This window comes from Agromyces sp. GL_144, from assembly GCF_057834305.1.
The window spans coordinates 1,110,096-1,132,031 of record NZ_CM174399.1 but is presented as its reverse complement, the minus strand read 5'-3'; the positions used below and the strand labels follow the sequence as shown (position 1 = coordinate 1,132,031).

General features: G+C 71.4%; 17 protein-coding genes. 8 read left to right on the top strand and 9 right to left on the bottom strand.

Features of this window, described 5'->3' with window-relative positions:
- Nucleotides 1–2: 2 nt before the first annotated feature.
- Entirely contained in the window at nt 3–1,628 is a 1,626-nt protein-coding gene (gene aceB, locus AC3IPY_RS05070; RefSeq protein WP_489187123.1) for a malate synthase A, read from the bottom strand.
- Nucleotides 1,625–3,037, bottom strand: a complete 1,413-nt coding sequence (locus tag AC3IPY_RS05065; protein WP_489187121.1) for an NAD-dependent malic enzyme — start codon at nt 3,035–3,037, stop codon at nt 1,625–1,627. Before AC3IPY_RS05065 ends, aceB begins: the two co-directional genes overlap by 4 nt.
- 231 nt (nt 3,038–3,268) lie before the next feature.
- Here AC3IPY_RS05065 and AC3IPY_RS05060 point away from each other — a divergent pair, with 231 nt between their 5' ends.
- From AC3IPY_RS05060 to AC3IPY_RS05035, 6 genes are all read left to right on the top strand, one after another.
- Complete coding sequence (locus tag AC3IPY_RS05060) at nt 3,269–4,018, top strand: IclR family transcriptional regulator (RefSeq protein WP_489187119.1); 750 nt, start codon at nt 3,269–3,271, stop codon at nt 4,016–4,018.
- A gap of 205 nt (nt 4,019–4,223) precedes the next feature.
- Nucleotides 4,224–4,391, top strand: coding sequence for a hypothetical protein (locus AC3IPY_RS05055; RefSeq protein ID WP_489187118.1), 168 nt, complete (start codon nt 4,224–4,226; stop codon nt 4,389–4,391).
- A gap of 161 nt (nt 4,392–4,552) precedes the next feature.
- Nucleotides 4,553–6,091 carry a xanthine dehydrogenase small subunit gene (locus AC3IPY_RS05050; protein WP_489187116.1) on the top strand — a complete coding sequence of 513 codons (1,539 nt, stop codon included), beginning with the start codon at nt 4,553–4,555 and terminating at the stop codon, nt 6,089–6,091.
- On the top strand, nt 6,088–8,532 hold the full coding sequence (gene xdhB / locus AC3IPY_RS05045) for a xanthine dehydrogenase molybdopterin binding subunit (RefSeq protein ID WP_489187115.1): 2,445 nt from the start codon (nt 6,088–6,090) through the stop codon (nt 8,530–8,532). The genes AC3IPY_RS05050 and xdhB overlap by 4 nt, the downstream gene beginning before the upstream one ends.
- On the top strand, nt 8,532–9,593 hold the full coding sequence (gene xdhC / locus AC3IPY_RS05040; protein WP_489187114.1) for a xanthine dehydrogenase accessory protein XdhC: 1,062 nt from the start codon (nt 8,532–8,534) through the stop codon (nt 9,591–9,593). Before xdhB ends, xdhC begins: the two co-directional genes overlap by 1 nt.
- Nucleotides 9,590–10,417 (top strand): SDR family oxidoreductase, encoded by an 828-nt coding sequence (locus AC3IPY_RS05035; protein ID WP_489187112.1) that lies wholly within the window; start codon nt 9,590–9,592, stop codon nt 10,415–10,417. Before xdhC ends, AC3IPY_RS05035 begins: the two co-directional genes overlap by 4 nt.
- Before the next feature lie 799 nt (nt 10,418–11,216).
- Here the strand turns inward: AC3IPY_RS05035 and AC3IPY_RS05030 are convergent.
- Together AC3IPY_RS05030 and AC3IPY_RS05025 are read right to left on the bottom strand one after the other, a co-directional pair.
- Nucleotides 11,217–12,692 (bottom strand): NCS2 family permease, encoded by a 1,476-nt coding sequence (locus tag AC3IPY_RS05030; protein ID WP_489187111.1) that lies wholly within the window; start codon nt 12,690–12,692, stop codon nt 11,217–11,219.
- A 16-nt stretch (nt 12,693–12,708) separates the two neighbouring features.
- On the bottom strand, nt 12,709–13,308 hold the full coding sequence (locus AC3IPY_RS05025) for a nucleoside deaminase (RefSeq protein WP_489187110.1): 600 nt from the start codon (nt 13,306–13,308) through the stop codon (nt 12,709–12,711).
- 282 nt (nt 13,309–13,590) lie between these two features.
- Between AC3IPY_RS05025 and moaA the strand changes: the two genes are divergently transcribed.
- Nucleotides 13,591–14,784, top strand: a complete 1,194-nt coding sequence (moaA, locus tag AC3IPY_RS05020; protein WP_489187109.1) for a GTP 3',8-cyclase MoaA — start codon at nt 13,591–13,593, stop codon at nt 14,782–14,784.
- Between the two features lie 491 nt (nt 14,785–15,275).
- Here the strand turns inward: moaA and AC3IPY_RS05015 are convergent, their stop codons facing one another.
- Together AC3IPY_RS05015 and AC3IPY_RS05010 are read right to left on the bottom strand one after the other, a co-directional pair.
- Complete coding sequence (locus AC3IPY_RS05015; protein WP_489187108.1) at nt 15,276–15,884, bottom strand: FMN-binding negative transcriptional regulator; 609 nt, start codon at nt 15,882–15,884, stop codon at nt 15,276–15,278.
- 89 nt (nt 15,885–15,973) lie between these two features.
- Nucleotides 15,974–17,203: a ThiF family adenylyltransferase gene (locus AC3IPY_RS05010; RefSeq protein WP_489187107.1), complete on the bottom strand. Its 1,230-nt coding sequence runs from the start codon at nt 17,201–17,203 to the stop codon at nt 15,974–15,976.
- Between the two features lie 136 nt (nt 17,204–17,339).
- Between AC3IPY_RS05010 and AC3IPY_RS05005 the strand changes: the two genes are divergently transcribed.
- On the top strand, nt 17,340–17,594 hold the full coding sequence (locus tag AC3IPY_RS05005; RefSeq protein ID WP_489187105.1) for a MoaD/ThiS family protein: 255 nt from the start codon (nt 17,340–17,342) through the stop codon (nt 17,592–17,594).
- 85 nt (nt 17,595–17,679) lie between these two features.
- Here AC3IPY_RS05005 and AC3IPY_RS05000 read toward each other — a convergent pair whose 3' ends face one another.
- From AC3IPY_RS05000 to AC3IPY_RS04990, 3 genes are all read right to left on the bottom strand, one after another.
- The gene (locus AC3IPY_RS05000) at nt 17,680–18,909 is read right to left on the bottom strand and encodes an IS30 family transposase (RefSeq protein WP_489186172.1); all 1,230 of its coding nucleotides are present in this window, start codon (nt 18,907–18,909) and stop codon (nt 17,680–17,682) included.
- A 97-nt stretch (nt 18,910–19,006) separates the two neighbouring features.
- On the bottom strand, nt 19,007–20,332 hold the full coding sequence (locus AC3IPY_RS04995) for an FAD-binding protein (RefSeq protein ID WP_489187104.1): 1,326 nt from the start codon (nt 20,330–20,332) through the stop codon (nt 19,007–19,009).
- 545 nt (nt 20,333–20,877) lie between these two features.
- Nucleotides 20,878–21,897 carry a LacI family DNA-binding transcriptional regulator gene (locus tag AC3IPY_RS04990; protein ID WP_489187103.1) on the bottom strand — a complete coding sequence of 340 codons (1,020 nt, stop codon included), beginning with the start codon at nt 21,895–21,897 and terminating at the stop codon, nt 20,878–20,880.
- Between the last annotated feature and the right edge of the window lie 39 nt (nt 21,898–21,936).

The following is a 21,936-nucleotide window of genomic DNA, read 5'->3' as shown; positions in this document are numbered from 1 at the left end:
GCTCAGTCCAGCAGCTCGTAGGCGGGCAGCGTGAGGAAGTCGACGTACTCCTCCGACAGGCAGATGTCGGCGATGAGCTCGGCGGCGGGCTCGTAGCAGCGGGCGAAGAGCTCGGGGGCGACCTCGCCGCGCAGGCGCCCGACCTCCTCGGCGAGCGCGGCCCGCACGAGCTCCGGCGTGATCCGCCGGCCGGTGTCGGCGAAGACGACGCCGTTGCGCAGCTGCTGCCACACCTGCGAGCGCGAGATCTCGGCGGTCGCGGCATCCTCCATGAGGTTGTGGATCGCGACCGCGCCGTTGCCCGAGAGCCACACGGCCGTGTAGGCGACGGCGACGTAGAGGTTGGCGTGCAGTCCGGCCTCGGTGACCTCGCCGTCGGCGGAGGCCACGTCGAGCAGCTGCGCGGCGGTGACCTCGACCTCGGGCCGCTGCCGGCCGAGCTGGTTCGGGCGGTCGCCGAGCACGGCGTCGAACACCTCGCGGCAGACGGGCACGAGATCGGGGTGGGCGACCCAGGAGCCGTCGAAGCCGTCGTTCGCCTCGCGCGTCTTGTCGGCGCGCACCTTCTCGAACGCGGCCGCGGTGACCTCGAGGTCGTTGCGGTTGGGCACGACCGCGGCCATGCCGCCCATCGCGGCGGCGCCACGGCGGTGGCACGCCTTCACGAGCAGCTCGGTGTACGCGCGCATGAACGGCGCCGTCATGGCGACCGAGGCGCGGTCGGGCAGCACGAAGGCCTCGCCCGCGTCGCGGAACACCTTGATCATGCTGAAGAGGTAGTCCCAGCGGCCGGCGTTCAGTCCGGAGGCGTGCTCGCGCAGTTCGAAGAGGATCTCGTCCATCTCGAAGGCGGCCGGGATCGTCTCGATGAGCACCGTGGCGCGGATCGTGCCGCGCTCGATGCCGAGGTGCTCCTGGGCGAAGACGAACACGTCGTTCCAGAGTCGGGCCTCGACGTGGCTCTCGAGCTTCGGCAGGTAGTAGTACGGGCCGTGGCCGTTCGCGATGAGCAGCTTCGCGGCGTGGAAGAAGTGCAGGCCGAAGTCGACGAGGGCGCCGACGGCCTGCTCGCCATCGATGCGCAGGTGCCGCTCGGGCAGGTGCCAGCCTCGCGGGCGGGTGACGACCGTCGGGCGGCGCAGGTCGGTGCGCAGCGCGTACGGCTTGCCGGCGGGCGAGGTGTAGGCGAGCGTGCCGCGGGCGGCGTCGCGCAGGTTCTTGACGCCGCCGACGACGTTGTCCCAGGTCGGGCTCGTGGCGTCCTCGAGGTCGGCGAGCCACACGCGCGCGCCCGAGTTCAGGGCGTTGATCGCCATCTTCGGCGGTGCGGCCGGACCCGTGATCTCGACGCGACGGTCGAGCAGGGCCTCGGGGGCGGATGCCACGTGCCAGTCGCCCTCTCGGACCTCGCGCGTCTCGGCGAGGAAGTCGAGCGTGCCGCCGGCGGCGATGCGCTCGCGTTTCACCTGCCGCTCGGCGAGGAGCTCGTCGCGCGTGCCGGCGAAGCGGCGGTGCAGTTCGGCGACGAAGGCGAGCGCCTCCGGCGAGAGGATCTCGTCGGCGCCCTCGATGCTCGTCGCGCGCGTGATCTCGACGACGGGTGCGGCCTGGACGGCTGGGGTGGTCATGCTGCGGATTCCTCCTGTGCGGATGCGGTGCGGTGCGCGGCGGCGGCGACCGCCTCGGCGACGACGCGGGCGACGTCGGGGTCGAAGACGCTCGGGATGATGTAGCTCGGGTTGAGCTCGTCTTCACCGACGCAGGAGGCGATCGCCTCGGCGGCCGCGACGAGCATGTCGGGCGTGATGTCGACGGCGCCGGAGTCGAGCAGGCCGCGGAAGAACCCGGGGAAGGCGAGCACGTTGTTGATCTGGTTCGGGAAGTCGCTGCGGCCGGTGGCGACGACCGCGGCGTGCCTTGCCGCCGCGACGGGGTCGACCTCGGGGTCGGGGTTCGCCATGGCGAACACGATCGAGCGGTCGGCCATCGAGGCGATCTCGGCCTCGCCGAGCAGGTTCGGCGCGCTCACGCCGATGAAGACGTCGGCGCCGACGAGCACCTCGGCGAGCGTGCCGTGCACGCCCTGCAGGTTGGTGTTCTCGGCGATCCAGGTGCGGTGCGGGTCGTCGTAGGTCTCGCCGCGGTGGATCGCGCCCGTTCGGCTGCACGCCACGATGTCGCGTGCGCCCTCGGCGACGAGCAGCTGGATGATCGCCGAGCCGGCCGCCCCGACGCCGGAGACGACGATGCGCACGTCGGAGAGCCGCTTGCCCACGAGGCGGAGCGCGTTCACGAGTGCGGCGAGCGTCACGATCGCGGTGCCGTGCTGGTCGTCGTGGAAGACGGGGATGTCCAGCTCCTCGCGGAGGCGGCGCTCGATCTCGAAGCAGCGCGGCGCCGCGATGTCCTCGAGGTTGATGCCGCCGTAGACGGGGGCCAGGGCCTTGACGATGCTGATGATCTGCTCGGTGTCCTGGGTGTCCAGGGCGACCGGCCAGGCGTCGACGTCGGCGAACTGCTTGAACAGGGCGGCCTTGCCCTCCATGACCGGGATCGAGGCGAGTGCGCCGATGTTGCCGAGGCCGAGCACGGCGGAGCCGTCGGTGACGACCGCGATGGTGTTGCCCTTGACGGTGAGGCGGCGGGCGTCGGCCGGCTGCTCGGCGATGGCGAGGCACACGCGCGCGACGCCCGGCGTGTAGGCGCGGGAGAGGTCGTCTCGGTTGCGCAGCGGCGTCTTCGGCACGATCTCGAGCTTGCCGCCGGCGTGCAGGCGGAAGGTGCGATCGGCGACGTCGTGCACGACCACGCCGTCGCGGGCCGCGAGCGCCTCGGCGACCTGCGTGGCGTGCTCGGCGCTGACGGCGTAGCAGGTGAGGTCGACGAGCACGCGGTCGCCCGTGGACTCGCTCACGTCGACGGCGGTGACCACGGCGCCCGCATCGGCGACCGTGACGACGAGCTCGCTCGTCGCCGTGACGCCCGCGGGGGCCTCCACGCGCAGCTGGATGGAATAGCCGGGACTCGGGTTCGCCATCGAAAGTCCTTCCCGGATGGCGGGGCCACCCTCTGTCGTGAAAACCGTTGGGACAAGTTTTCGTATGATGGACATTATTCTCTACAGTTCGGAAACACAACCCCGCGACGCCAAAATCCCCGGGCACCGTCACGGCGTGCGGTATCTTGGCTGAACCCCGACAGGTTTCCGCGATGCGGATAACTCGTGCCGCATGCGCACACGAGCCTCGAACGAACTGGAGCAGCACGGATGGCCGACAGCCCGACCGAAGGCGTCAAGTCCGTCGCCCGAGTCTTCGACCTGCTCGAACTCATCGCCGACGCCGGCGGCGACGTCACGCTGAGCGAGCTCTCGACCACGGCCGAGCTGCCGCTGCCGACGATCCACCGACTGCTGCGCACCCTCGTCTCGCTCGGCTACGCACGCCAGCTCGCGAACCGCCGGTACGCGCTCGGCCCGCGCCTCGTGCGCCTCGGCGAGGTCGCCAACCGCCAGTTCGGCCAGCTCGCGAAGCCGCAGCTGAAGGACCTCGTCGCACGCCTCGGCGAGACCGCCAACCTCGCCACGATCGACGGCGACCAGGTCATCTACGTCTCGCAGGCCCCGTCACCCCACGCGATGCGCATGTTCACCGAGGTCGGCCGACGGTCGGGGCTGCACAACACGGGCGTCGGCAAGGCGATCCTCTCGCAGTTCGACGACGAGGTGGTGCGCGACATCGTCGCGCGCACGGGGCTGCCGAAGACCACCGAGTACTCCATCGACTCGATCGACGCCCTGCTCGAGGACCTGCACCTCAGCCGCGAGCGCGGCTACGCGATCGACGACAACGAGCAGGAGATCGGCGTGCGCTGCTACGCCATGACCGTGCCCGGCGCCCCGGTGCCGACCGCGGTCTCCGTGTCGGGCCCGGTCGCGCGCGTCGACGAGGCGTTCGCCGAGCGCGCCATCCCCGTGCTGCGCGAGGTCGTCCAGGACATCGCGGCCGCCACGGCCTGACCCGGCTCGATCGGCCCACCGCCGCGCAGCGATGGCGCTCGGCGGCGCATCGTCGACCCCTGCGCCTACGGCCGCCCCGTGGCATCCGCTCGCCCACGACCGCCCACGATACCTCTTGACGGCGCACGGAACCTCGCCTACTCTTTCCGTAATTCAGAATCTAGATTCCACATCTCGGAATCGACTCATCGGAGAGGAGCGAGACATGTCCCACCACCGCCAGGAGGCCGCGGGCGTCGCCCGCCCCTATGCGTTCACCGCCTCCAACGTGATCGATCCCGACATCCACATGCCGCCGCGCGTGGTCCGGGAGCCCGGCCGGTTCGCGCGACTGCTGCACCGCATGCCGGTGCTGCGGTGGCTCACGCCGTAGGGTTTATCCGCTCTGCGGAATCCTGATTTCGGAGCGCAAGAACTTCCTGCACGGACGCAGTATCATGGGATGACTGCCCGAGGCAGGCGCGGCGCGAGGTGGGGCCATCGGGGCCCCGGTGCCGCAGGTGTCGATGCTGACGCCGAATCCGAGGAGATCCGATGCCCGACATCGCCGTCACCGTCAACGGGGCCGTTCGCCCCCTGCACGGAGTCCCCGCCCACACGACCGCCCTCGACTGGCTCCGCGAGACCGGCCTGCCCGGCAGCAAGGAGGGCTGCGCCGAGGGCGAATGCGGCGCCTGCGCGATGCTGCTCGCCACGCCCACCGCCGACGGCGGCACCGCCTGGACGCCCGTGAACGCGTGCCTCGTGCCCGTCGCGGCGTTGAACGGCCAGGAGATCGTCACGGCCGAGGGGCTCGGCGACCCCGACGACCTGCACCCCGTGCAGGCCAAGCTCGCCGAGGCCGGCGGCTCGCAGTGCGGGTACTGCACCCCCGGCTTCGCGTGCAGCATGGCCGGCGAGTACTACCGTCAGGACCGCACGGCGACGGATGCCTCGGGCGCGGCCTCCGGCCCCTCCCGCCCCTCCGGCCACGATGAGGGCTGCCCGGCCGACGCTGCGCCCGGCGATGCCTCGCATGACGCCGCCTCGCATGACGCCGAGCACGGCCCCAACGGCTTCGACCTGCACGCCCTCAGCGGAAACCTCTGCCGGTGCACGGGCTACCGCCCGATCCGCGACGCCGCGTACACGCTCGGATTCCCCGAGGCCGGCGACGAGCTCGCCGAACGGCGCCTGCGCCCGGCGCCCGAACCCGTGCCGACCGACGTCGAGGTCGACGGCAGCCGCTTCGTGCGGCCCGCGACGCTCGACGAGGCGCTGCGCCTGCTGAACGACGAGCCGACCGCCGTGCTCGTCGCGGGCTCCACCGACTGGGGCGTCGAGGTGAACCTCCGCGGCCGGCGCGCGCCGCTCGTCGTCGCGATCGAGCAGCTCGACGAGCTCCGCACGCTCTCCGTCGGCGAGCATGTCGTCGAGATCGGCGCCGCCCTCTCCCTCAGCGAGATCGAGCGACGCCTCGACGGCCGCGTGCCGCTGCTCGCCAAGCTCTTCCCGCAGTTCGCGTCACGGCTCATCCGCAACCGCGGCACCATCGGCGGCAACCTCGGCACGGGCTCCCCCATCGGCGACACCCCGCCCGCGCTCCTCGCCCTCGGCGCGAGCCTCGTGCTCGCCTCGGTCGACGGCGAGCGCGAGGTCGACCTCGCCGAGTACTTCACCGGCTACCGCCAGACGGTACGGGCGAAGAACGAGCTCATCCGCGCCATCCGCATCCCGCTGCCGCTCGCCGAGGTCACCGCGTTCCACAAGATCGCCAAGCGCCGCTTCGACGACATCTCCAGCGTCGCCGTCGCGTTCGCCCTCGACCTCCGCGACGGCATCGTCGTCGACGCCCGCATCGGCCTCGGCGGCGTCGCCGCGACCCCGCTCCGTGCCCGCGCCACCGAGGCGGCGCTCATCGGCCGGCCGTGGAACATCGCCACCGTGCGCGCCGCCTCCGCGGTGCTGCGCGGCGAGGGCACGCCGATGTCCGACCACCGCGCGAGCTCGGAGTACCGCTCCCTCATGCTCGGCACCGCGCTGCTGAAGCTCTACAGCGCAACCGTCATCGAATCCAAGGAGGTCTCGGCATGAGCAGCCTCGCCGAACGCCCCGCGAACTCCGTCGTCGGCCTCCGTGCCACCCACGAGAGCGCGAAGCTGCACGTGACCGGTGCCGCGATGTACACCGACGACCTCGCCGCGCAGACCGTCGGCACGCTCACCGCGTGGCCGGTGCAGTCGACGAAGGCGCACGCCAGGGTGCGCATCGACGTCGCCCCGGCCTACGACGTGCCCGGCGTCGTGCGCGTGCTCACCGCCGACGACGTGCCCGGCGTCAACGACGCCGGCATCAAGCACGACGAGCCGCTCTTCCCGAGCGAGGCCATGTTCTACGGGCACGCCCTCGTCTGGGTGCTCGGCGAGACGCAGGAGGCCGCGCGCCTCGGCGCCGAGGCCGTGCAGGTCGAGTACGAGCCGCTCCCCTCGTTCGTCACCGTGCGCGAGGCCATCGCGGCCGAGTCCTTCCAGGGCATCGCGCGCACGGTCGTCCGCGGCGACGCGGCGTCGGCCATGGCGGCATCCGACCGCGTGTTCGAGGGCGTCACCGAGTTCGGCGGGCAGGAGCACTTCTACCTCGAGACGCACGCCTCGTTCGCGATCCGCGACTCCGAGGGGCAGTACTTCGTGCAGTGCTCGACGCAGCACCCCTCCGAGACGCAGGAGATCATCGCGCATGTGCTCGACATCCCGAGCAACGAGGTCACCGTGCAGTCGCTCCGCATGGGCGGCGCGTTCGGCGGCAAGGAGATGCAGCCGCACGGGTTCGCGGCGATCGCGGCCCTCGGCGCGAAGCTCACCGGGCGCCCCGTGCGTCTGCGCCTGAACCGCACGCAGGACATCACGATGACCGGCAAGCGGCACCCGTTCCACATCGAGTGGAAGGCGGGCTTCGCCGCCGACGGCGCGATCCAGGCGCTCGAGGCCACGCTCACCGCCGACGGCGGCTGGAGCATCGACCTCTCCGAGCCCGTGCTCGGCCGAGCGCTCTGCCACCTCGACAACGCCTACTGGATCCCGAACGTGCACGCCGACGGGCGCATCGCGAAGACGAACAAGACCTCGCAGACCGCCTTCCGCGGGTTCGGCGGCCCGCAGGGCGTGTTCCTCATCGAGGACATCCTCGGCCGCGTGGCACCGCAGCTCGGCCTCGAGCCGGCCGACCTGCGTCGCCGCAACTTCTACCGGCCGGGGCAGACCACGCCCTACGGCCAGCTCGTGAAGGACGCCGAGCGCATCGAGGCCATCTGGAGCGAACTGCTCGCCGACAGCGACTTCGCCGCCCGTCGGGCCGAGATCGACGCGTTCAACGCTGCGCACCCCGACGTCAAGCGCGCCCTCGCGATCACGCCCGTGAAGTTCGGCATCTCGTTCAACTTCGCGGCGTTCAACCAGGCCGGCGCCCTCGTGCACGTCTACAAGGACGGCTCGGTGCTCATCAACCACGGCGGCACCGAGATGGGCCAGGGCCTGCACACGAAGATGCTGCAGGTCGCGGCCACCGCGCTCGGGCTCGAGCTGCACCAGGTGCGCCTCGCCCCCACGCGAACCGACAAGGTGCCGAACACCTCCGCGACCGCGGCATCCTCCGGCGCCGACCTCAACGGCGGCGCGGTGAAGAACGCCTGCGAGCAGATCCGCGAGCGCATCGCCAAGGTCGCCGGGCGCCTGCTCGGCGTCGACGAGCGCGACGTGCGCTTCGAGGGCGGCTTCATCACCGGCCTCGGCAAGCCCGAGCGCCTCCCCTTCGCCGAGGTCGTGAACGACGCCTACCTGCAGCGCGTGCAGCTCTGGGCCGCGGGCTACTACCGCACCGAGGGCCTGCACTGGAACCCCGACCTCATGCAGGGCTCCCCCTTCAAGTACTTCGCCTACGGCTGCGCGGCCACCGAGGTCGAGGTCGACGGCTTCACGGGCGCCTACCGCGTGCGCCGGGTCGACATCGTGCACGACGTCGGCGACTCGCTCTCGCCCATGATCGACATCGGCCAGGTCGAGGGCGCCTACGTGCAGGGCCTCGGCTGGCTCACGCTCGAAGAGCTGCGCTGGGACGAGTCCGACGGCCCGCACCGCGGCCGCCTGCAGACCCAGTCCGCGAGCACCTACAAGCTGCCGAGCTTCTCGGAGATGCCCGAGCAGTTCCACGTGCGCCTGTTCGAGCGCGCCACCGAGTCCGGTGCCGTCTACGGCTCGAAGGCCGTCGGCGAGCCGCCGTTCATGCTCGCCTTCAGCGCCCGCGAGGCGATCCGCGAGGCCGTCGGCGCCTTCGGCCCGGCCGGCCACAGTGTCGAGCTGGGCTCGCCCGCCACGCCCGAGGCCGTGTTCTGGGCCGTCGAGAACGCCCGCGCCGCGGCATCCGACCTCGATGCGTCGGTCGCGACGGCCTCGGCGCTCACCACGGCGGATGCCACGGCAACAGGCGAAGCGGATGCCGCGGGCGAGACATCCGGCCACCGGGTGACGGTCGACGCCTGATGGTCGCGCGCACCCTGGACTGGCTCGACGCCCTGCGGCGCCTGCGCGACGAGCGCACGCCCGCGGTCGTCGTGACGCTGGCCATGGTTCGCGGGCACGCGCCGCGCAACGGCGGCGCCAAGATGGTCGTCGCCCCGACGGAGCTCTTCGGCACCGTCGGCGGCGGCAACCTCGAGGCGACCGCCGCGCGGCGAGCCCGCGACATGCTCGAGGCCGGCGCCGGCGAACCCGAACTGCTGACGCTGAAGCTCAGCGACAAGACCACGACCGAGTACGGTGTGCAGTGCTGCGGAGGAGAGGTCACCATGCTGCTCGAACCCGTTCGGGTCGTGCCGTCGATCGCCGTGTTCGGCATCGGCCACGTCGGCCTCGAGCTCGCGCGCATCCTGTCGCGCCAGGAGCTCGACCTGCACCTGATCGACTCGCGCGCCGAGATGCTCGCCCCCGAGCGGCTCGGCACGGCGGGCGCCGACGGGCCGCTCCCCGACGGGTCGGGCGCCGACGGGCCGGTCCCCGACGGGTCGGGCGCCGACGGGCCGCTCGCCGACGCCGTCGCGACCGTGCACGTGCATCACGCCCCCGTGCCCGAGGCGGTGCTCGCGCAGCTCGAGCCGGGCGCGCACGTGCTCATCATGACCCACGACCACATGGAGGACCTCGCGATCACCGAGACCGCCCTGCGCACCACGGGCCTCGGTTCGATCGGACTCATCGGCTCGTCGTCGAAGTGGTCCAGGTTCCGCGCGCAACTGCTCGACCTCGGCCACGGCGAGGCGTCGCTGGCTCGCGTGACAACGCCCATCGGCATCCCCGAGGTCGCGGGCAAGGCGCCGGCGGTCATCGCCGTGAGCGTGGCGGCCCGCATGCTGCAGCTCATCGAGGAGGCGCCGGCGGCCGATGCGGAGTCGCCTGCCGAGGCTGTTCCGGCTGAGACCGCTGCCGCAGAAGATGCGCCCTCGGAGGCGGCTCCCCAGGAGGCAGCGCCTCCGGGGGCTCCTCCCTCGGAGGCTGCTCCCTCGGAGGCTGCTCCCGCGACCGCGGCGGCGTCGGTCTCGACGTGACCGCGCGCTCGGCGATCGTCACGGGTGCCGGCACCGGCATCGGGCGCGCGATCGCCGGGGCGCTGCTCGCCGACGGCTGGGGCGTGACCCTCGCCGGACGCACCCGCGAGACGCTCGCGGAGGCCGCGACGCTCTCACCCGACGCCGAGACCGCGGCCTCGGCGCCACGACCGCACCCCGGCCCGCACACCGGCCACGCCGCCTCGCACCACGGCGGCCATCCGAACGCGCTGGTCGTCGTCGCCGACGTGACCGACCCGGCGAGCGTCGAGGCCCTCTTCGCGGCCCACGTGGCCCGCTTCGGCCGCCTCGACCTGCTCGTGAACAACGCCGGATCGTTCGGCTCCCCGGCGGATGTCGGTGAGCTCACGCCCGCCGACTGGCAGGCCGTGCTCGCGGTCAACGTCACCGGTGCCGTGCTCTGCGCGGGCGCGGCGTTCCGGCAGATGAGCTCGCAGGCGCCCTCGGGCGGACGCATCGTCAACAACGCCTCGATCTCGGCCGAGTCGCCGCGCCCCCGGTCGGTCGCCTACACGACCACGAAGCACGCCATCACCGGCCTGTCGAGGTCGATCGAACTCGACGGACGCCCCCACGCCATCACCTGCACGCAGGTCGACATCGGCAACGTGCGCACGGAACTGCTCGACGGCATCGTCGGCGAGGGCGCCCTGCAGGCCGACGGCAGCCGCCGCATCGAGCCCACGATGTCCGCGGGTCCGCTCGCGGACCTCGTCGTGCACGTGGCGAACCTGCCGCTCGGGGTGAGCGTCCCGCGCCTCACGGTGACGGCGGCTGGCATGCCGTTCGTCGGCCGCGGCTGACGCCCCGCACGGCCGCGGCATCCGCCCGCCCCGCAGCATCCGCCCGCCCCGCAGCATCCGCCCGCCCCGCAGCATCCGCCCGCCCCGCAGCATCCGTCCGCCCCGCGGCATCCGCCCGCCCCGCAGCATCCGTCCGCCCCGCGGCATCCGCCCGCCCCGCAGCATCCGTCCGCCCCGCGGCATCCGCCCGCCCCGCAGCATCCGTCCGCCCCGCGGCATCCGCCCGCCCCGCAGCATCCGTCCGCCCCGCAGCATCCGCTTGGTTGCAGAATTCAGGAACGGACGTCGCGACAAGGCCGAACCCGCACCGGACCCCCATGCGCATCGGACCCATAACCCGCACATGTTCCTGAATTGTGAAGCAAGCAAGCAGCACCCGCAGCATCCGTCCGCTCCGCAGCGTCCGCTTGGTTGCAGAATTCAGGAACGGATGTCGCGACAAGGCCGAACCCGCACCGGACCCCCATGCGCATCGGACCCATAACCCGCACATGTTCCTGAATTGTGAAGCAAGCAAGCAGCACTCGCGGCATCCGCCGCCCCGCGGCATCCGCTTGGTTGCAGAATTCAGGAACGGACGTCGCGACAAGGCCGAACCCGCACCGGACCCCCACGCGCATCGGACCCATAACCCTCACATGTTCCTGAATTGTGAAGCAAGCAGGCAGGCACCCGCCCGCGAAGAACGCCCCGCACCGCTCGCGAGGAGCTGGTGCGGGGCGTCGTCACGGCCGCATCGTCGGGACCGTGGCCGCCGGCTCCGACGTGCGGAGCGTACAGAGCCGGCGGAGCCGCGGTGCTATCCGGCGCCGATGATCGACTCGATGGGTCCGCGCACGAAGTACAGCGCGAAGCCGGCGGCGACGATCCAGAGCAGCCAGTGCACCTTTCGCGCGCGACCGGATGCCGCGTTGATGAGCGCCCACGCGATGAAGCCCACGCCGATGCCGTTCGCGATCGAGTAGGTGAGCGGCATCGTGACGATGGTGAGGAACGCCGGAAGCGCGATCGAGAACTTGCGGAAGTCGATCTCGCGCACCTGGGCCATCATCATCGCGCCGACGACCACGAGCGCGGCCGAGCCGACCTCGATCGGCACCACGAGGGTGAGCGGCGTGAGGAACGTGGAGGCGAAGAACAGCAGGCCCGTGACGACCGACGCGAGGCCCGTGCGGGCGCCCTCGCCGATGCCCGACGCACTGTCGACGAAGACCGTGTTCGACGAGGTCGACGTCGCACCGCCGACGATGGCGCCGGCGCCCTCGATGATGAACGCCGAGCGCAGGCGCGGGAACGTGCCGTCCTTGTGCGCCAGGCCGGCGTTCTTCGCGAGGCCGGTCATCGTGCCCATCGCGTCGAAGAAGTTCGTGAACACGAGCGTGAACACGAGCATCGTCGCCGACAGCGCGCCGATGCGCTCGAACGCCCCGAACAGGTCGAACTGCCCCACGAGGCCGAAGTCGGGCACCGTGAAGATCTGCGTCGGCAGCTCGGGGATGGTCATGTGCCATCCGTTCGGGTCCTCGAAGCTCGGGCCGAGCTTGAGGATCGACTGCGCGATGATCGCCACGATCGTGGTCGCCACGATGCCGATCAGGATGCCGCCGGGCACCTTGCGCGCCACGAGGATGCCGATGAGCACCACGCCGAGCAGGAAGATCGCCGTCGGGATCGAGGTGATCGAGCCGGCGTCGCCGAGCTGCACGGGCGGACCGGCCGGCGTGCGGTTGACGAACCCGCTGTCGACGAAGCCGATGAACGCGATGAACAGGCCGATGCCGACCGTGATCGCGGCCTTCAGCGCCTTCGGCACCGCGCGGAAGATCGCCGTGCGCGCCCCGGTGGCCCCGAGCAGCACGATGATGACGCCGTTGATGACGACGAGGCCCATGGCCTCCTGCCACGTGACGTTGCCCACCACCGAGACGGCGAGGAAGGAGTTGATGCCGAGGCCCGCGGCGATGGCGAACGGGAGCCGCGCGACGACGCCGAACAGGATCGTCATGATGCCGGCGGTCAGCCCTGTGGCCGCGCCCACCTGAGCCGGGTCGAGGATGTGCCCGGTGACGTCGGGCGCACCGCCGATGATGAGCGGGTTGAGGATGACGATGTAGGCCATCGTCACGAACGTGACGATGCCGCCACGGATCTCACGGCCGAACGTCGAGCCGCGCTTCGTGATCTCGAAGAAGCGGTCGAGGCCGCCCTTGATCGTCGGGGGCGTCTCGGGTTCGGGGGTGCCCGCATCTTCGCGGACGGTGGTCGATTGTGACACTTGGTGGATCTCCTGCTCAGTAGTCGATACGAGAGATGGTGCTGTTCCACTCGGTGAAGGGAGCCACGCGCCGATCGGCGCCGAGGTCGATGTTCGCGACCGGCATGATCGCCTTGTCTTCACGGCCGCCTTCGAAGTAGCGGTAGAAGACGGCGTCGTCGAAGCCCGCATCCGCCGCGTCGTCGCGGTTCGCCGCGAAGTACACGCGGTCGATGCGGGCCCAGAGCGAGGAAGCCAGGCACATGGGGCACGGTTCGCAGCTCGTGTAGAGCGTCGCCCCGCTGAGGTCGAACGTTCCCTGGCCCTGGCACGCGTTGCGGATGGCCGAGACCTCCGCGTGCGCGGTCGGGTCGAGGTTCGCGGTGACGCGGTTGACGCCCTCGTAGACGCTGCCGTCGGCGGTGACGACGATGGCGCCGAACGGGCCGCCGTTCTCGCGCACGTTCTGCGTGGCGAGGTCGACGGCGCGTGCGAGGTACCACGCGGCGAGCTGCGCCGGGTCGGATGCCGCGTTGGAGTCGGTTCCGGATGCCGCGTCGGATCCGATGCCGGACGCCGCGTCGGATGCCGCGTCGTTCAGGAGGGTGGGCTGTGCCGTGCTGGCGAACGTGTCCATGGTGAGTCGAGCTTCCTTGCTGTCTCGCCGGTCGAGGAGCCCGTCTGCTCGGGTCTGCCTCTGACGGGGTGGATCCTCTTCGATCCGGCGGGGGTCTTCGTCAGGTGAGTGGGTGTGCGGGCATTCGGACCTTTGTGAGGGCGGTGACTCGCGGGTTCGACCCTAACAGCGGAAATCGTCATTGGCTACACCTTTTCGGAATGTCGTTTCCGGAGAGTGAAATCGGATTCGGGTGCAGATGACCCTTCCGGTGTTAGCGTTGACGCCACGAGAGGGGTTCGCATGACGCACGCGGCGACGACGCCGGCCATCGCGCCGGTGAGCCTCGGCATGCCCGCGACGCTTCGCGCGCCGGCAGCGAGCGGCACCGTGACCGCCGCCGACGGCGCATCGACGTCGCCACGGCGCGGGCTCGCGGCATCCGTTCGACGCCTGCCCTCGACCGGCGGGCTGAGCGACCTGCGCGGCCGCCCGCTGCACGACCTGCGCATCTCGGTGACCGATCGCTGCAACTTCCGCTGCGTGTACTGCATGCCGAAGGAGGTGTTCGGCCGCGACTACGCGTTCCTCGACCGCGACGAGCTGCTGAGCTTCGAGGAGATCACCCGCATCGCCCGCGTCGCGGCCGCGCACGGCGTCGAGAAGCTGCGGCTCACGGGCGGCGAGCCGCTGCTGCGCCGCGGGCTCGAGGAGCTCATCGCCCAGCTCGCCGAGCTGCGCACGCCCGACGGCCGTCCGCTCGAGATCGCGCTCACGACGAACGGCTCGGCGCTCGCGATGAAGGCGGCCTCGTTGGCCGCGGCGGGCCTCACCCGGGCCACGGTCTCGCTCGACTCGCTCGACGACGCGCTGTTCCAGTCGATGAACGACGTGCGCTTCCCGGTCGGCCGCGTGCTCGACGGCATCCAGGCCGCGCACGACGCCGGCCTCGGCCCCGTGAAGATCAACATGGTCGTCAAGCGCGGGCTCAACGACCACGAGATCCTGCCGATGGCCCGGCACTTCAAGGGCACGCCGTTCACGCTGCGCTTCATCGAGTACATGGACGTCGGCACCTCGAACGGCTGGGAGCTCGGCGAGGTCGTGCCCTCGGCCGAGATCGTCGAGCGCATCGGCGAGCAGATGCCGCTCGAACCGGTCGGTGCGACGACCCTCGGCGAGACGGCCGCCCGCTGGCGCTACGCCGACGGCGAGGGCGAGATCGGCGTGATCTCGAGCGTGACCCAGGCGTTCTGCGGCACCTGCAACCGCGCGCGCATCTCGACCGAGGGGCGCCTGTTCACGTGTCTGTTCGCCTCGAAGGGGCACGACCTGCGCGCCCTGCTGCGCGGCGGCATCGACGACGCGGGCCTCGCCGACGCGCTCGGCTCGATCTGGGGCGCGCGCGACGACCGCTACTCCGAGGTGCGTGCGACGCTCACGCCCGAGCTGCGGGCCGCACGCCCCAAGATCGAGATGAGCTACATCGGCGGATGACGCCGGCACGGCCGCAGTGCGGTCCCGCCCGCAGTCCGAGCGCGGCGCCGCGCTCGGCGCTCGCGGCGCAGGTGACTCGTGAGTCCGGCTGCGAGCGGACGACACGCACGCGACGACCCCGTCGAACGGGGAACTCCCTCGAACGTCGGTGCCGAAGTGCCGAAGTGCCGCGAACTTGAAGAGGGACACCCCGCATGAGCCCCGCCGGACGAAGACCTGTCCGGCCGGAAACCTCGCCGAACGGAACCTCGCCGAACGGAGACCCCGCCGAACGGAGACCCCGCCGGACGGAGACCTCACCCGGAAACTCGGTACCGAAGTACCGAAGTACCGAAGTACCGCGAACCTGAAGAGGGACACCCCGCCCGAACACGGCCACCCCGGGCGATCACGGCCACCCCGGCCGAACAAGGTCGCCCCACCCGAACACGTTCACCCCGCCCGAAGACGTTCACCCGCCCCGGCAACTCGACGCAGAGCCGAATCGGCCCCTACTGCGGCCCCGGGTGCACGCGGCGCATCTCGTCGGCGAGGCCGGGGTTGCGCTCGTCGAGGTGCGCGATGACGTTGTCCGCGACATCCGCCGCCTTGTTCTGGCTCAGCTTGGCGCGGGCGTCGAAGCGGTCGACGCGCATGCGCAGCCCGACCGTGCCCTTGGCGACGCGGCGCGTGCCGGCCTCGTCTTCGGCGAGGCTGCGGCCGCCCGCGTGGTGCTGCTCGAAGTGGTCGGTCAGGCGGCCGAGCATCTCGTAGTTCTCGTCGTCGGAGAGGATCTCGGGGGTTCCGTAGAGGTGCGCGGTGACGTGGTTCCAGGTCGGGATGACCTCGCCCGGCGCGTACCAACTCGGCGACACGTAGTCGTGCGGGCCCTGGATGATCACGAGGATCTCGTGCCGCCCGAGCTCATGCGCCACCTCGTCGGGCCGGCCGAAGTGGCTGATGATCGTGATGCCGTCGGTCTCCTCGTCGAGGATCACCGGGTAGTGGGAGGCCACGAGCCCCGTGCTCGCCGGCGACACGAACGTGGCCCAGGCGTTGCCGCGGATGAGCCGCTTGACCTCGTCGGGATCGGTCATGAGGTAGCGGGGCGTGTGGCGCATTCGGGATCCTTCGGGGTGGCTGGCGACTGTGCGTGGACGACGGGTGGAGACGGGCGAGCGGATGCCGCGGGCGAGCGGATGCCGCGGGGTCAGCGTTCCACGAGGTCGTCGGCGACGCTCGCGAAGCGGTCGATGCCGCCGACGAGGAACACGACGTCGGGGTGACCGCGCTCGAGCAGCAGGCGGGCCGCGCGGCGCGAGCGCAGGTCCTGCTCGCAGTAGACGATGAGCGGCGCGTCGCCAGCACCGGGCTCGGCGCCCGCGACGAGGTCGCCGAGCGGCAGCAGCTCGCTGCCGGCGATGCGCCGGAGCGCCGCCTCCTGGGGCTCCCGCACGTCGAGCAGGCGCACCGCCTCGCCGTCGCGCACCCTGGCGAGCACCTCGGCGGCGCTGACCCCGCGCGGGGCCGACGCCTCGGAAGCGGGCCCGGTCGCGGCATCCGCCCCTCGGGGGTCGCCGATGGCGTCCTCGGCAGGCGATCGCAGCCCGCAGAACAGCTCGTAGTCGACGAGCGAGGTGATCTCGGGAGCGTCGGCGATCGCCTCGTAGGTGATCTCGCGCGAGCGACCGGTGAGGGCGTCGACCGTCGTCACTCGGCCGAGCAGCGGCTCGCCGATGCCCGTCACGACCTTCACGACCTCGGTCGCCATGAGGGCGCCGACGAGCGCGCAGATGCTCGGCAGCACGCCGCCCTGCTCGCAGGAGAGCACCTCGTCGGGCGACGGCGGCACCGGGAACAGGTCGCGGTAGGTCGGCCCGAACTCACGCCAGGACACGCCGACCTGCCCGTGGAAGCGCAGGATCGAGCCCCACACGAGCGGGATGCCACGGAGCAGCGCCGCATCGTTCGCGAGGTACCTCGTCGGGAAGTTGTCGCTGCCGTCGACCAGCAGGTCGTAGTCGGCGAGCACGCCGGGCAGGTTCGCCGAGGTGAGGCGCTCGCGGTGACGGACGACCCGGCACTCGGGGTCGATCGCCGCGACCGTCTCGGCGAGGGAGTCGACCTTCGCGCGGCCCACGTCGGCCACGCCGTGGCTGACCTGGCGGTGCAGGTTCGAGAGCTCGACGGTGTCGTCGTCGGCGATGCCGATCGTGCCGACGCCACTGCCCGCGAGGTACGGCACGAGCGCGCTGCCGAGGCCTCCGGCCCCGATGACGAGCACCCGGGCCGCGGCGAGGCGACGCTGGGCGAGCTCGCCGAACCCGGGGAGCATGAGCTGCCGGCTGAACCGCGAGACGCGCGCGGCGCTCAGCGGCGGGCCCGGCTCGACGAGCGGGCCCGGACGCACGACGACCTGTGGCGGCGACACCGGATCCATACCGCCATCCTCGCACGCGGCGCCGGGCAGGTGGCCGGCGTCGGGCGTGGGCGACCGGCGGTCGGCGGCGCGGGTCTGATGCACGTCGGCGTCACGTCGACCTCGAGGCATCCGCTCGCGCGTTAGCATCGAACCCATGACCGCCGTGACCGTCCGCTACTTCGCCGCCGCCGCCGAGGCGGCCGGCCGCGAGGAGGAACGGCTCGAGGTCGAGGCGGCGGGCTCACCCACGGTCGGCGACCTGCGCGCCCTGCTCCTCGCGCGCTACGGCGCCCCCATGGAGCGCGTGCTGCGGTCGGGGTCGTTCCTCGTGGGCGGGCGCGTCGAGCGCGATCCGGCGGCGGCGCTGTCCGACCGCGTCGACATCCTGCCGCCCTTCGCCGGCGGCTGATCCCGCGCCACGAATGCGTTTCTCAGGAACGACCCCCTGATTCCGGCCGCTTCTCAGGAGGAATTCGGCGAATCCGCGGGCGGTCTCAATTGGCTAGCGCAACGCCGTTGATTAGTTGGTCCAGCTTGTGGGCTGGGCTGCGGAAGTTCAAGGTCTGTCGGGGGCGGATGTTCAAGAGCCGCTGGGCCTCGGCGAGTTCCTCGTCGGTGACGTCATTGAAGTTCGTGCCTTTGGGATAGAAATCGCGGATCAACCCGTTCGTGTTCTCGTTCGTGCCGCGCTGCCAGGGCGAGTGCGGGTCGCAGAAGAACACCGCACAGCCGGTCGCGACCGTGAACATCGAATGTGATGCCATCTCGGAGCCCTGGTCCCACGTGATCGTCTTGGTCAGCGCGGTCGGCAGGTCCTGGATCATGCCCGCGAGGACCCCGGTGACGGTCTCGCTGTCGCGTACCCCGGGGAGCCGGCCTAGCAGCGCGAACCTGGTCTGCCGTTCGACCAGCGTGACGATGCCGGAGTTACCCGGGCCGACCACGAGGTCCCCTTCCCAATGGCCGGGCACGGCCCGGTCATCGACCTCTGCTGGCCGGTCGACCAAGCGCGCCCCGTCCAGCCACGGACGGTTCGTCCGGGTCGGCAGCTTCGACCGCGGGACACGACCCTTCCGGCCTGACCGCAGCGCTTTCTCGACGGTCAGCTCGTGCCGCAGTGCGCCTCTGCCCTGCAGATAGAGCGCCTGATAGATGGTCTCGTGCGACACCCACATCTCCTCACGGCCCGGGAACGCAACCCGCAGCTCACCGGCAACTTGTTGCGGTGAGAACCGCTGGTTCAACCGTGACACGACTTGGGCGCGCAGCGCTGGATCATCCAGTTTCCGGGCCACATGCCGGGCCCGTCTGCTCAGCGCCCCGTGATGGGCCAGCTCGGCCGAGTAACGGCGTTCACCCCAATGGGTGACGAGATTCGCGCGGATCTCTCGCGACACCGTCGACACATCCACACCAAGCCCACCGGCGATCCTCCGCATCGACATCGGCGGACTGAACGACCTTGCTGATTGGATGAACGCCCGATCCGCAAGCGTCAACCGCCGATACGCCCGATCCTCGGACTCGGCGATCACCGCGTCCATCGGCACCGGCACAGCACCACCCGAGGCTCCCAGCTTCTGCTTCATGCCCACGAGCTTCGTCCAATGCCAGATCGTCACATCGTTGACACCCAGACGCTGCGCAACCTGAACAGCCGACACCCCACGAGCGAGCAACCCATACGCTTGCCCGCGTACCTCCCACGGAACCTTCTTCGCCACAGCACACCGCCTCCGCACCGAGGCGTTGCGCTAGAAACCTGAGACCGCCGCGGCATCCGCAGGAAAAACTCCTGAGCAAAGCTCCCGCTGGGGGAGGTCAGAGGCCGAGGCGCGCGAGCAGGTCGTTACGGAACACGCCCGCCGGGTCGAGCCTCGCCCGGAGCGCGGCGAAGTCGTTCCAGCGGGGGTAGAGGCGCGGCATCCGCTCGCTCGCCTCGTCGACGTCGAACAGCTTGCCCCAGTGCGGACGGGCGTCGAACGGCGCGAGCGTCGCCTGCAGCGTCGGCAGCAGCGCCTCGACGCCCGGCTGGTCGGGCACCCAGGTGAAGTGGATGCCCACGGCGGGCCGGCCGTACGCCGGCGAGAGCCACAGCGCGTCGGCGGCGACCGTGCGGATCTCGCTCACCTGCACCAGCGGCGCGATCGACTCCGCGAGTCCGCGCACGGCGGCGATCGCGTCTGCGGCATGCTCGCGCGGCACGAGGAACTCCGACTGCAGCTCGTCGCCGTTCGAGGGCGTGAACGCGAGCTTGAAATGCGGCAGGCGCTCGAACCACGGCCCGGGCACGCCGAGCTGGTCGGTGCAGTGCTCGGCCGAGACCTCGGGCAGCGGATGCCGCTTCACGGCCGCCGCCCGGACGCCCATGGCCTCGAGGGAGGCCGGCGCCGCAGCGACCGGAGCGTCGGCGGACGGCGCGTCCACACCGACCGACGGAGTACCGACGCCCGCGACATCCGCTCGCTGTTTCAGCCAGAGCTGGTCGACGACATCGGGATCGTGCCAGGTCGTGAACAGGCTCGTCGAGGTGGCGAGCCCCGTGACGGCGTCGAGGTCGGCGAGCACGGCCGCGAGGGGCAGCCGCTCGAAGACCGTCTGGGCGACCTCGTAGCTCGGCTCGATGTCGAGCTCGAGGGCCACGACGATGCCGAGCGCGCCGAGCGCCACGACCGCGCCGTCGAAGTCGGCGTCGCCCCGGCGCAGGCGCACCAGTGTGCCGTCTGCCGTGACGAGCTCGATCGCCGCCACGGCGGTCGCGAGCGACCCGAGACGGTCGCCGGATCCGTGCGTTCCGGTCGCGACCGCGCCGCCGACCGAGATGTGCGGCAGCGAGGCGAGGTTCGCGAGCGCCCAGCCCTCGCGATCGAGCGCCTCGGCGAGCTCGCCGTAGCGAAGGCCGGCCGACACGCGCACGGTGCGGGCCGCGTCGTCGATCTCGACGATCGCGGGCAGGCCGCCGGTCTCGATCGCCAGCCCTTCGGTGTCGGCGATGCGGTTGAACGAGTGCCGCGAGCCGAGCGCGCGCACGCGGAGTCCATCGTTCGCGGCCGCCGCGACCAGCGCGGCGAGCTCGTCGACCGAGCCGGGCCGGGCGAATCGGGCCGCCCCGTAGGCGAGGTTGCCGGCCCAGTTGCGTTCGGTCATCGTGCTCCAGTCGTCATGCGGGGCTCGCCGGTCGACCCATCGGTCGGCTCAGCTGCAGGAGATCGGGCCCTCTGCGCGCTGCGGGCGGGGGATGGGGCCTGATCTCCTGCACGGTATCAGCAGGTCAGCAGGCTCGCCCGAGCGAGCCGGCTCAGCCGGCTCATCCGGCTCGGCCGGCTCAGCCGGCTCATCCGGCTCGGCCGGCTCGGCCGGCTCATCCGACCCAGCCGAGCCAGCCGACCTGAAGACATCGTTCCCGGGCCCGCCGTCGGCGCCTCACCCGCGACACCGGATGGGACCTCACCCTCGCGACGGCTGCGGCGCCCCGGCGGGAAGACCGGATGGGACCTCACCCTCGCGACGGCTGTCGCCTCACCCGCGAGACCGGATGCAGGAAGAACTCCGGACACGCCGCAGCTGAGCACCCCGACACGCCGCACACAGCCCGAAACGTCCTGCAACCGCCACGACCGAGTGCGCCGGTCGGCCAGGTCGGCCCAGCCGCCCCCGGCCGGGTCAGCTCATGACCGAGCGACCGCCGCGACCTACGCGACCGCCGCGACCGCCGACTCGCGCTCGGCGATGCGGAAGTCCGCGAGCTGCAGGCGCGCGGGCCCGACGTCGGAACCCCGCGCGATGCGCTCGACGAGGGTCGCGACGGCGGTGCGCGCGATCCACTCCCGCCCGGGATCCACGGTCGTCAGCGACGGGATCGAGTACCTGGCCTCGTCGAGGTCGTCGAAGCCGATCACCGCGACATCCTCGGGCACCGGCCGCCCCGACACCTGCAGCACGCGCATCGCGCCGAGCGCGAGCGTGTCGTCGAGCCCGAACACGGCGTCGAACGAGGCGCCGCGCTCGAGCAGCTCGGTCATGCAGCGCGCACCGTTCGAGCGATGCCACAGCGTCGTGTAGCCGATGAGCGACTCGTCGTAGGCGATGCCGTGCGCCTCGAGCGCCTCGCGGTGCCCCTGCATACGCAGCGCGGCCGAACCCACCAGTTCGCCCTCGTGGGCGCCGACGACCGCGATGCGGCGCCGGCCCGACGCGATGAGGTACTCGGTCGCCGCTCGCGCCGCCTCCACGTTGCGCATCGTCACGTGGTCGGTGGGGCCGCCGAAGATGCGCTCGCCGAGCAGCACCAGCGGGTAGTCGACCGACAGGCTCGCGACATCCGCCTCGCTCATGCCGAGCGCGCTGAAGATCAGGCCATCGGTCATCTTCAGGCGGGGGCTGCGCAGCAGGTCGAGCTCGCGCTCGCGGTCGCCGCCCGTCTGCTCGACGAGCACGACGAGCCCGGCCGCCTCGGCCGCCTCGATGACGGATGCCGCGAGCTCGGCGAAGTAGCTCAGGCCGAGTTCGGGCACCGCGAGCGCGATCGCCCCGGTGCGACCCGACTTGAGGCTGCGGGCTGTGAGGTTGGGCACGTAGCCGAGCTCGGCGATGGCCGCCTCGACGCGTTTCCTGGTGGCCGGGCGGATGTGCGGATACGCGTTGATGACGTTCGAGACCGTCTTGATCGAGACGCCCGCCACGCGCGCCACATCGTGCAACGTCACGGACATGTGGCCTCCCGGGTTCCTGCGGGTACTCTACAACGTTGT

Coding starts and splice junctions, on each gene's coding strand:
- AC3IPY_RS04990 (WP_489187103.1), bottom strand. CDS start 21,897: ATGTCCGTGACGTTGCACGATGTGGCGCGCGTGGCGGGCGTCTCGATC.
- aceB (WP_489187123.1), bottom strand. CDS start 1,628: ATGACCACCCCAGCCGTCCAGGCCGCACCCGTCGTCGAGATCACGCGC.
- AC3IPY_RS04995 (WP_489187104.1), bottom strand. CDS start 20,332: ATGACCGAACGCAACTGGGCCGGCAACCTCGCCTACGGGGCGGCCCGA.
- AC3IPY_RS05005 (WP_489187105.1), top strand. CDS start 17,340: ATGACCGCCGTGACCGTCCGCTACTTCGCCGCCGCCGCCGAGGCGGCC.
- AC3IPY_RS05050 (WP_489187116.1), top strand. CDS start 4,553: ATGCCCGACATCGCCGTCACCGTCAACGGGGCCGTTCGCCCCCTGCAC.
- AC3IPY_RS05025 (WP_489187110.1), bottom strand. CDS start 13,308: ATGGACACGTTCGCCAGCACGGCACAGCCCACCCTCCTGAACGACGCG.
- AC3IPY_RS05060 (WP_489187119.1), top strand. CDS start 3,269: ATGGCCGACAGCCCGACCGAAGGCGTCAAGTCCGTCGCCCGAGTCTTC.
- xdhB (WP_489187115.1), top strand. CDS start 6,088: ATGAGCAGCCTCGCCGAACGCCCCGCGAACTCCGTCGTCGGCCTCCGT.
- AC3IPY_RS05010 (WP_489187107.1), bottom strand. CDS start 17,203: ATGGATCCGGTGTCGCCGCCACAGGTCGTCGTGCGTCCGGGCCCGCTC.
- AC3IPY_RS05065 (WP_489187121.1), bottom strand. CDS start 3,037: ATGGCGAACCCGAGTCCCGGCTATTCCATCCAGCTGCGCGTGGAGGCC.
- moaA (WP_489187109.1), top strand. CDS start 13,591: ATGACGCACGCGGCGACGACGCCGGCCATCGCGCCGGTGAGCCTCGGC.
- xdhC (WP_489187114.1), top strand. CDS start 8,532: ATGGTCGCGCGCACCCTGGACTGGCTCGACGCCCTGCGGCGCCTGCGC.
- AC3IPY_RS05055 (WP_489187118.1), top strand. CDS start 4,224: ATGTCCCACCACCGCCAGGAGGCCGCGGGCGTCGCCCGCCCCTATGCG.
- AC3IPY_RS05015 (WP_489187108.1), bottom strand. CDS start 15,884: ATGCGCCACACGCCCCGCTACCTCATGACCGATCCCGACGAGGTCAAG.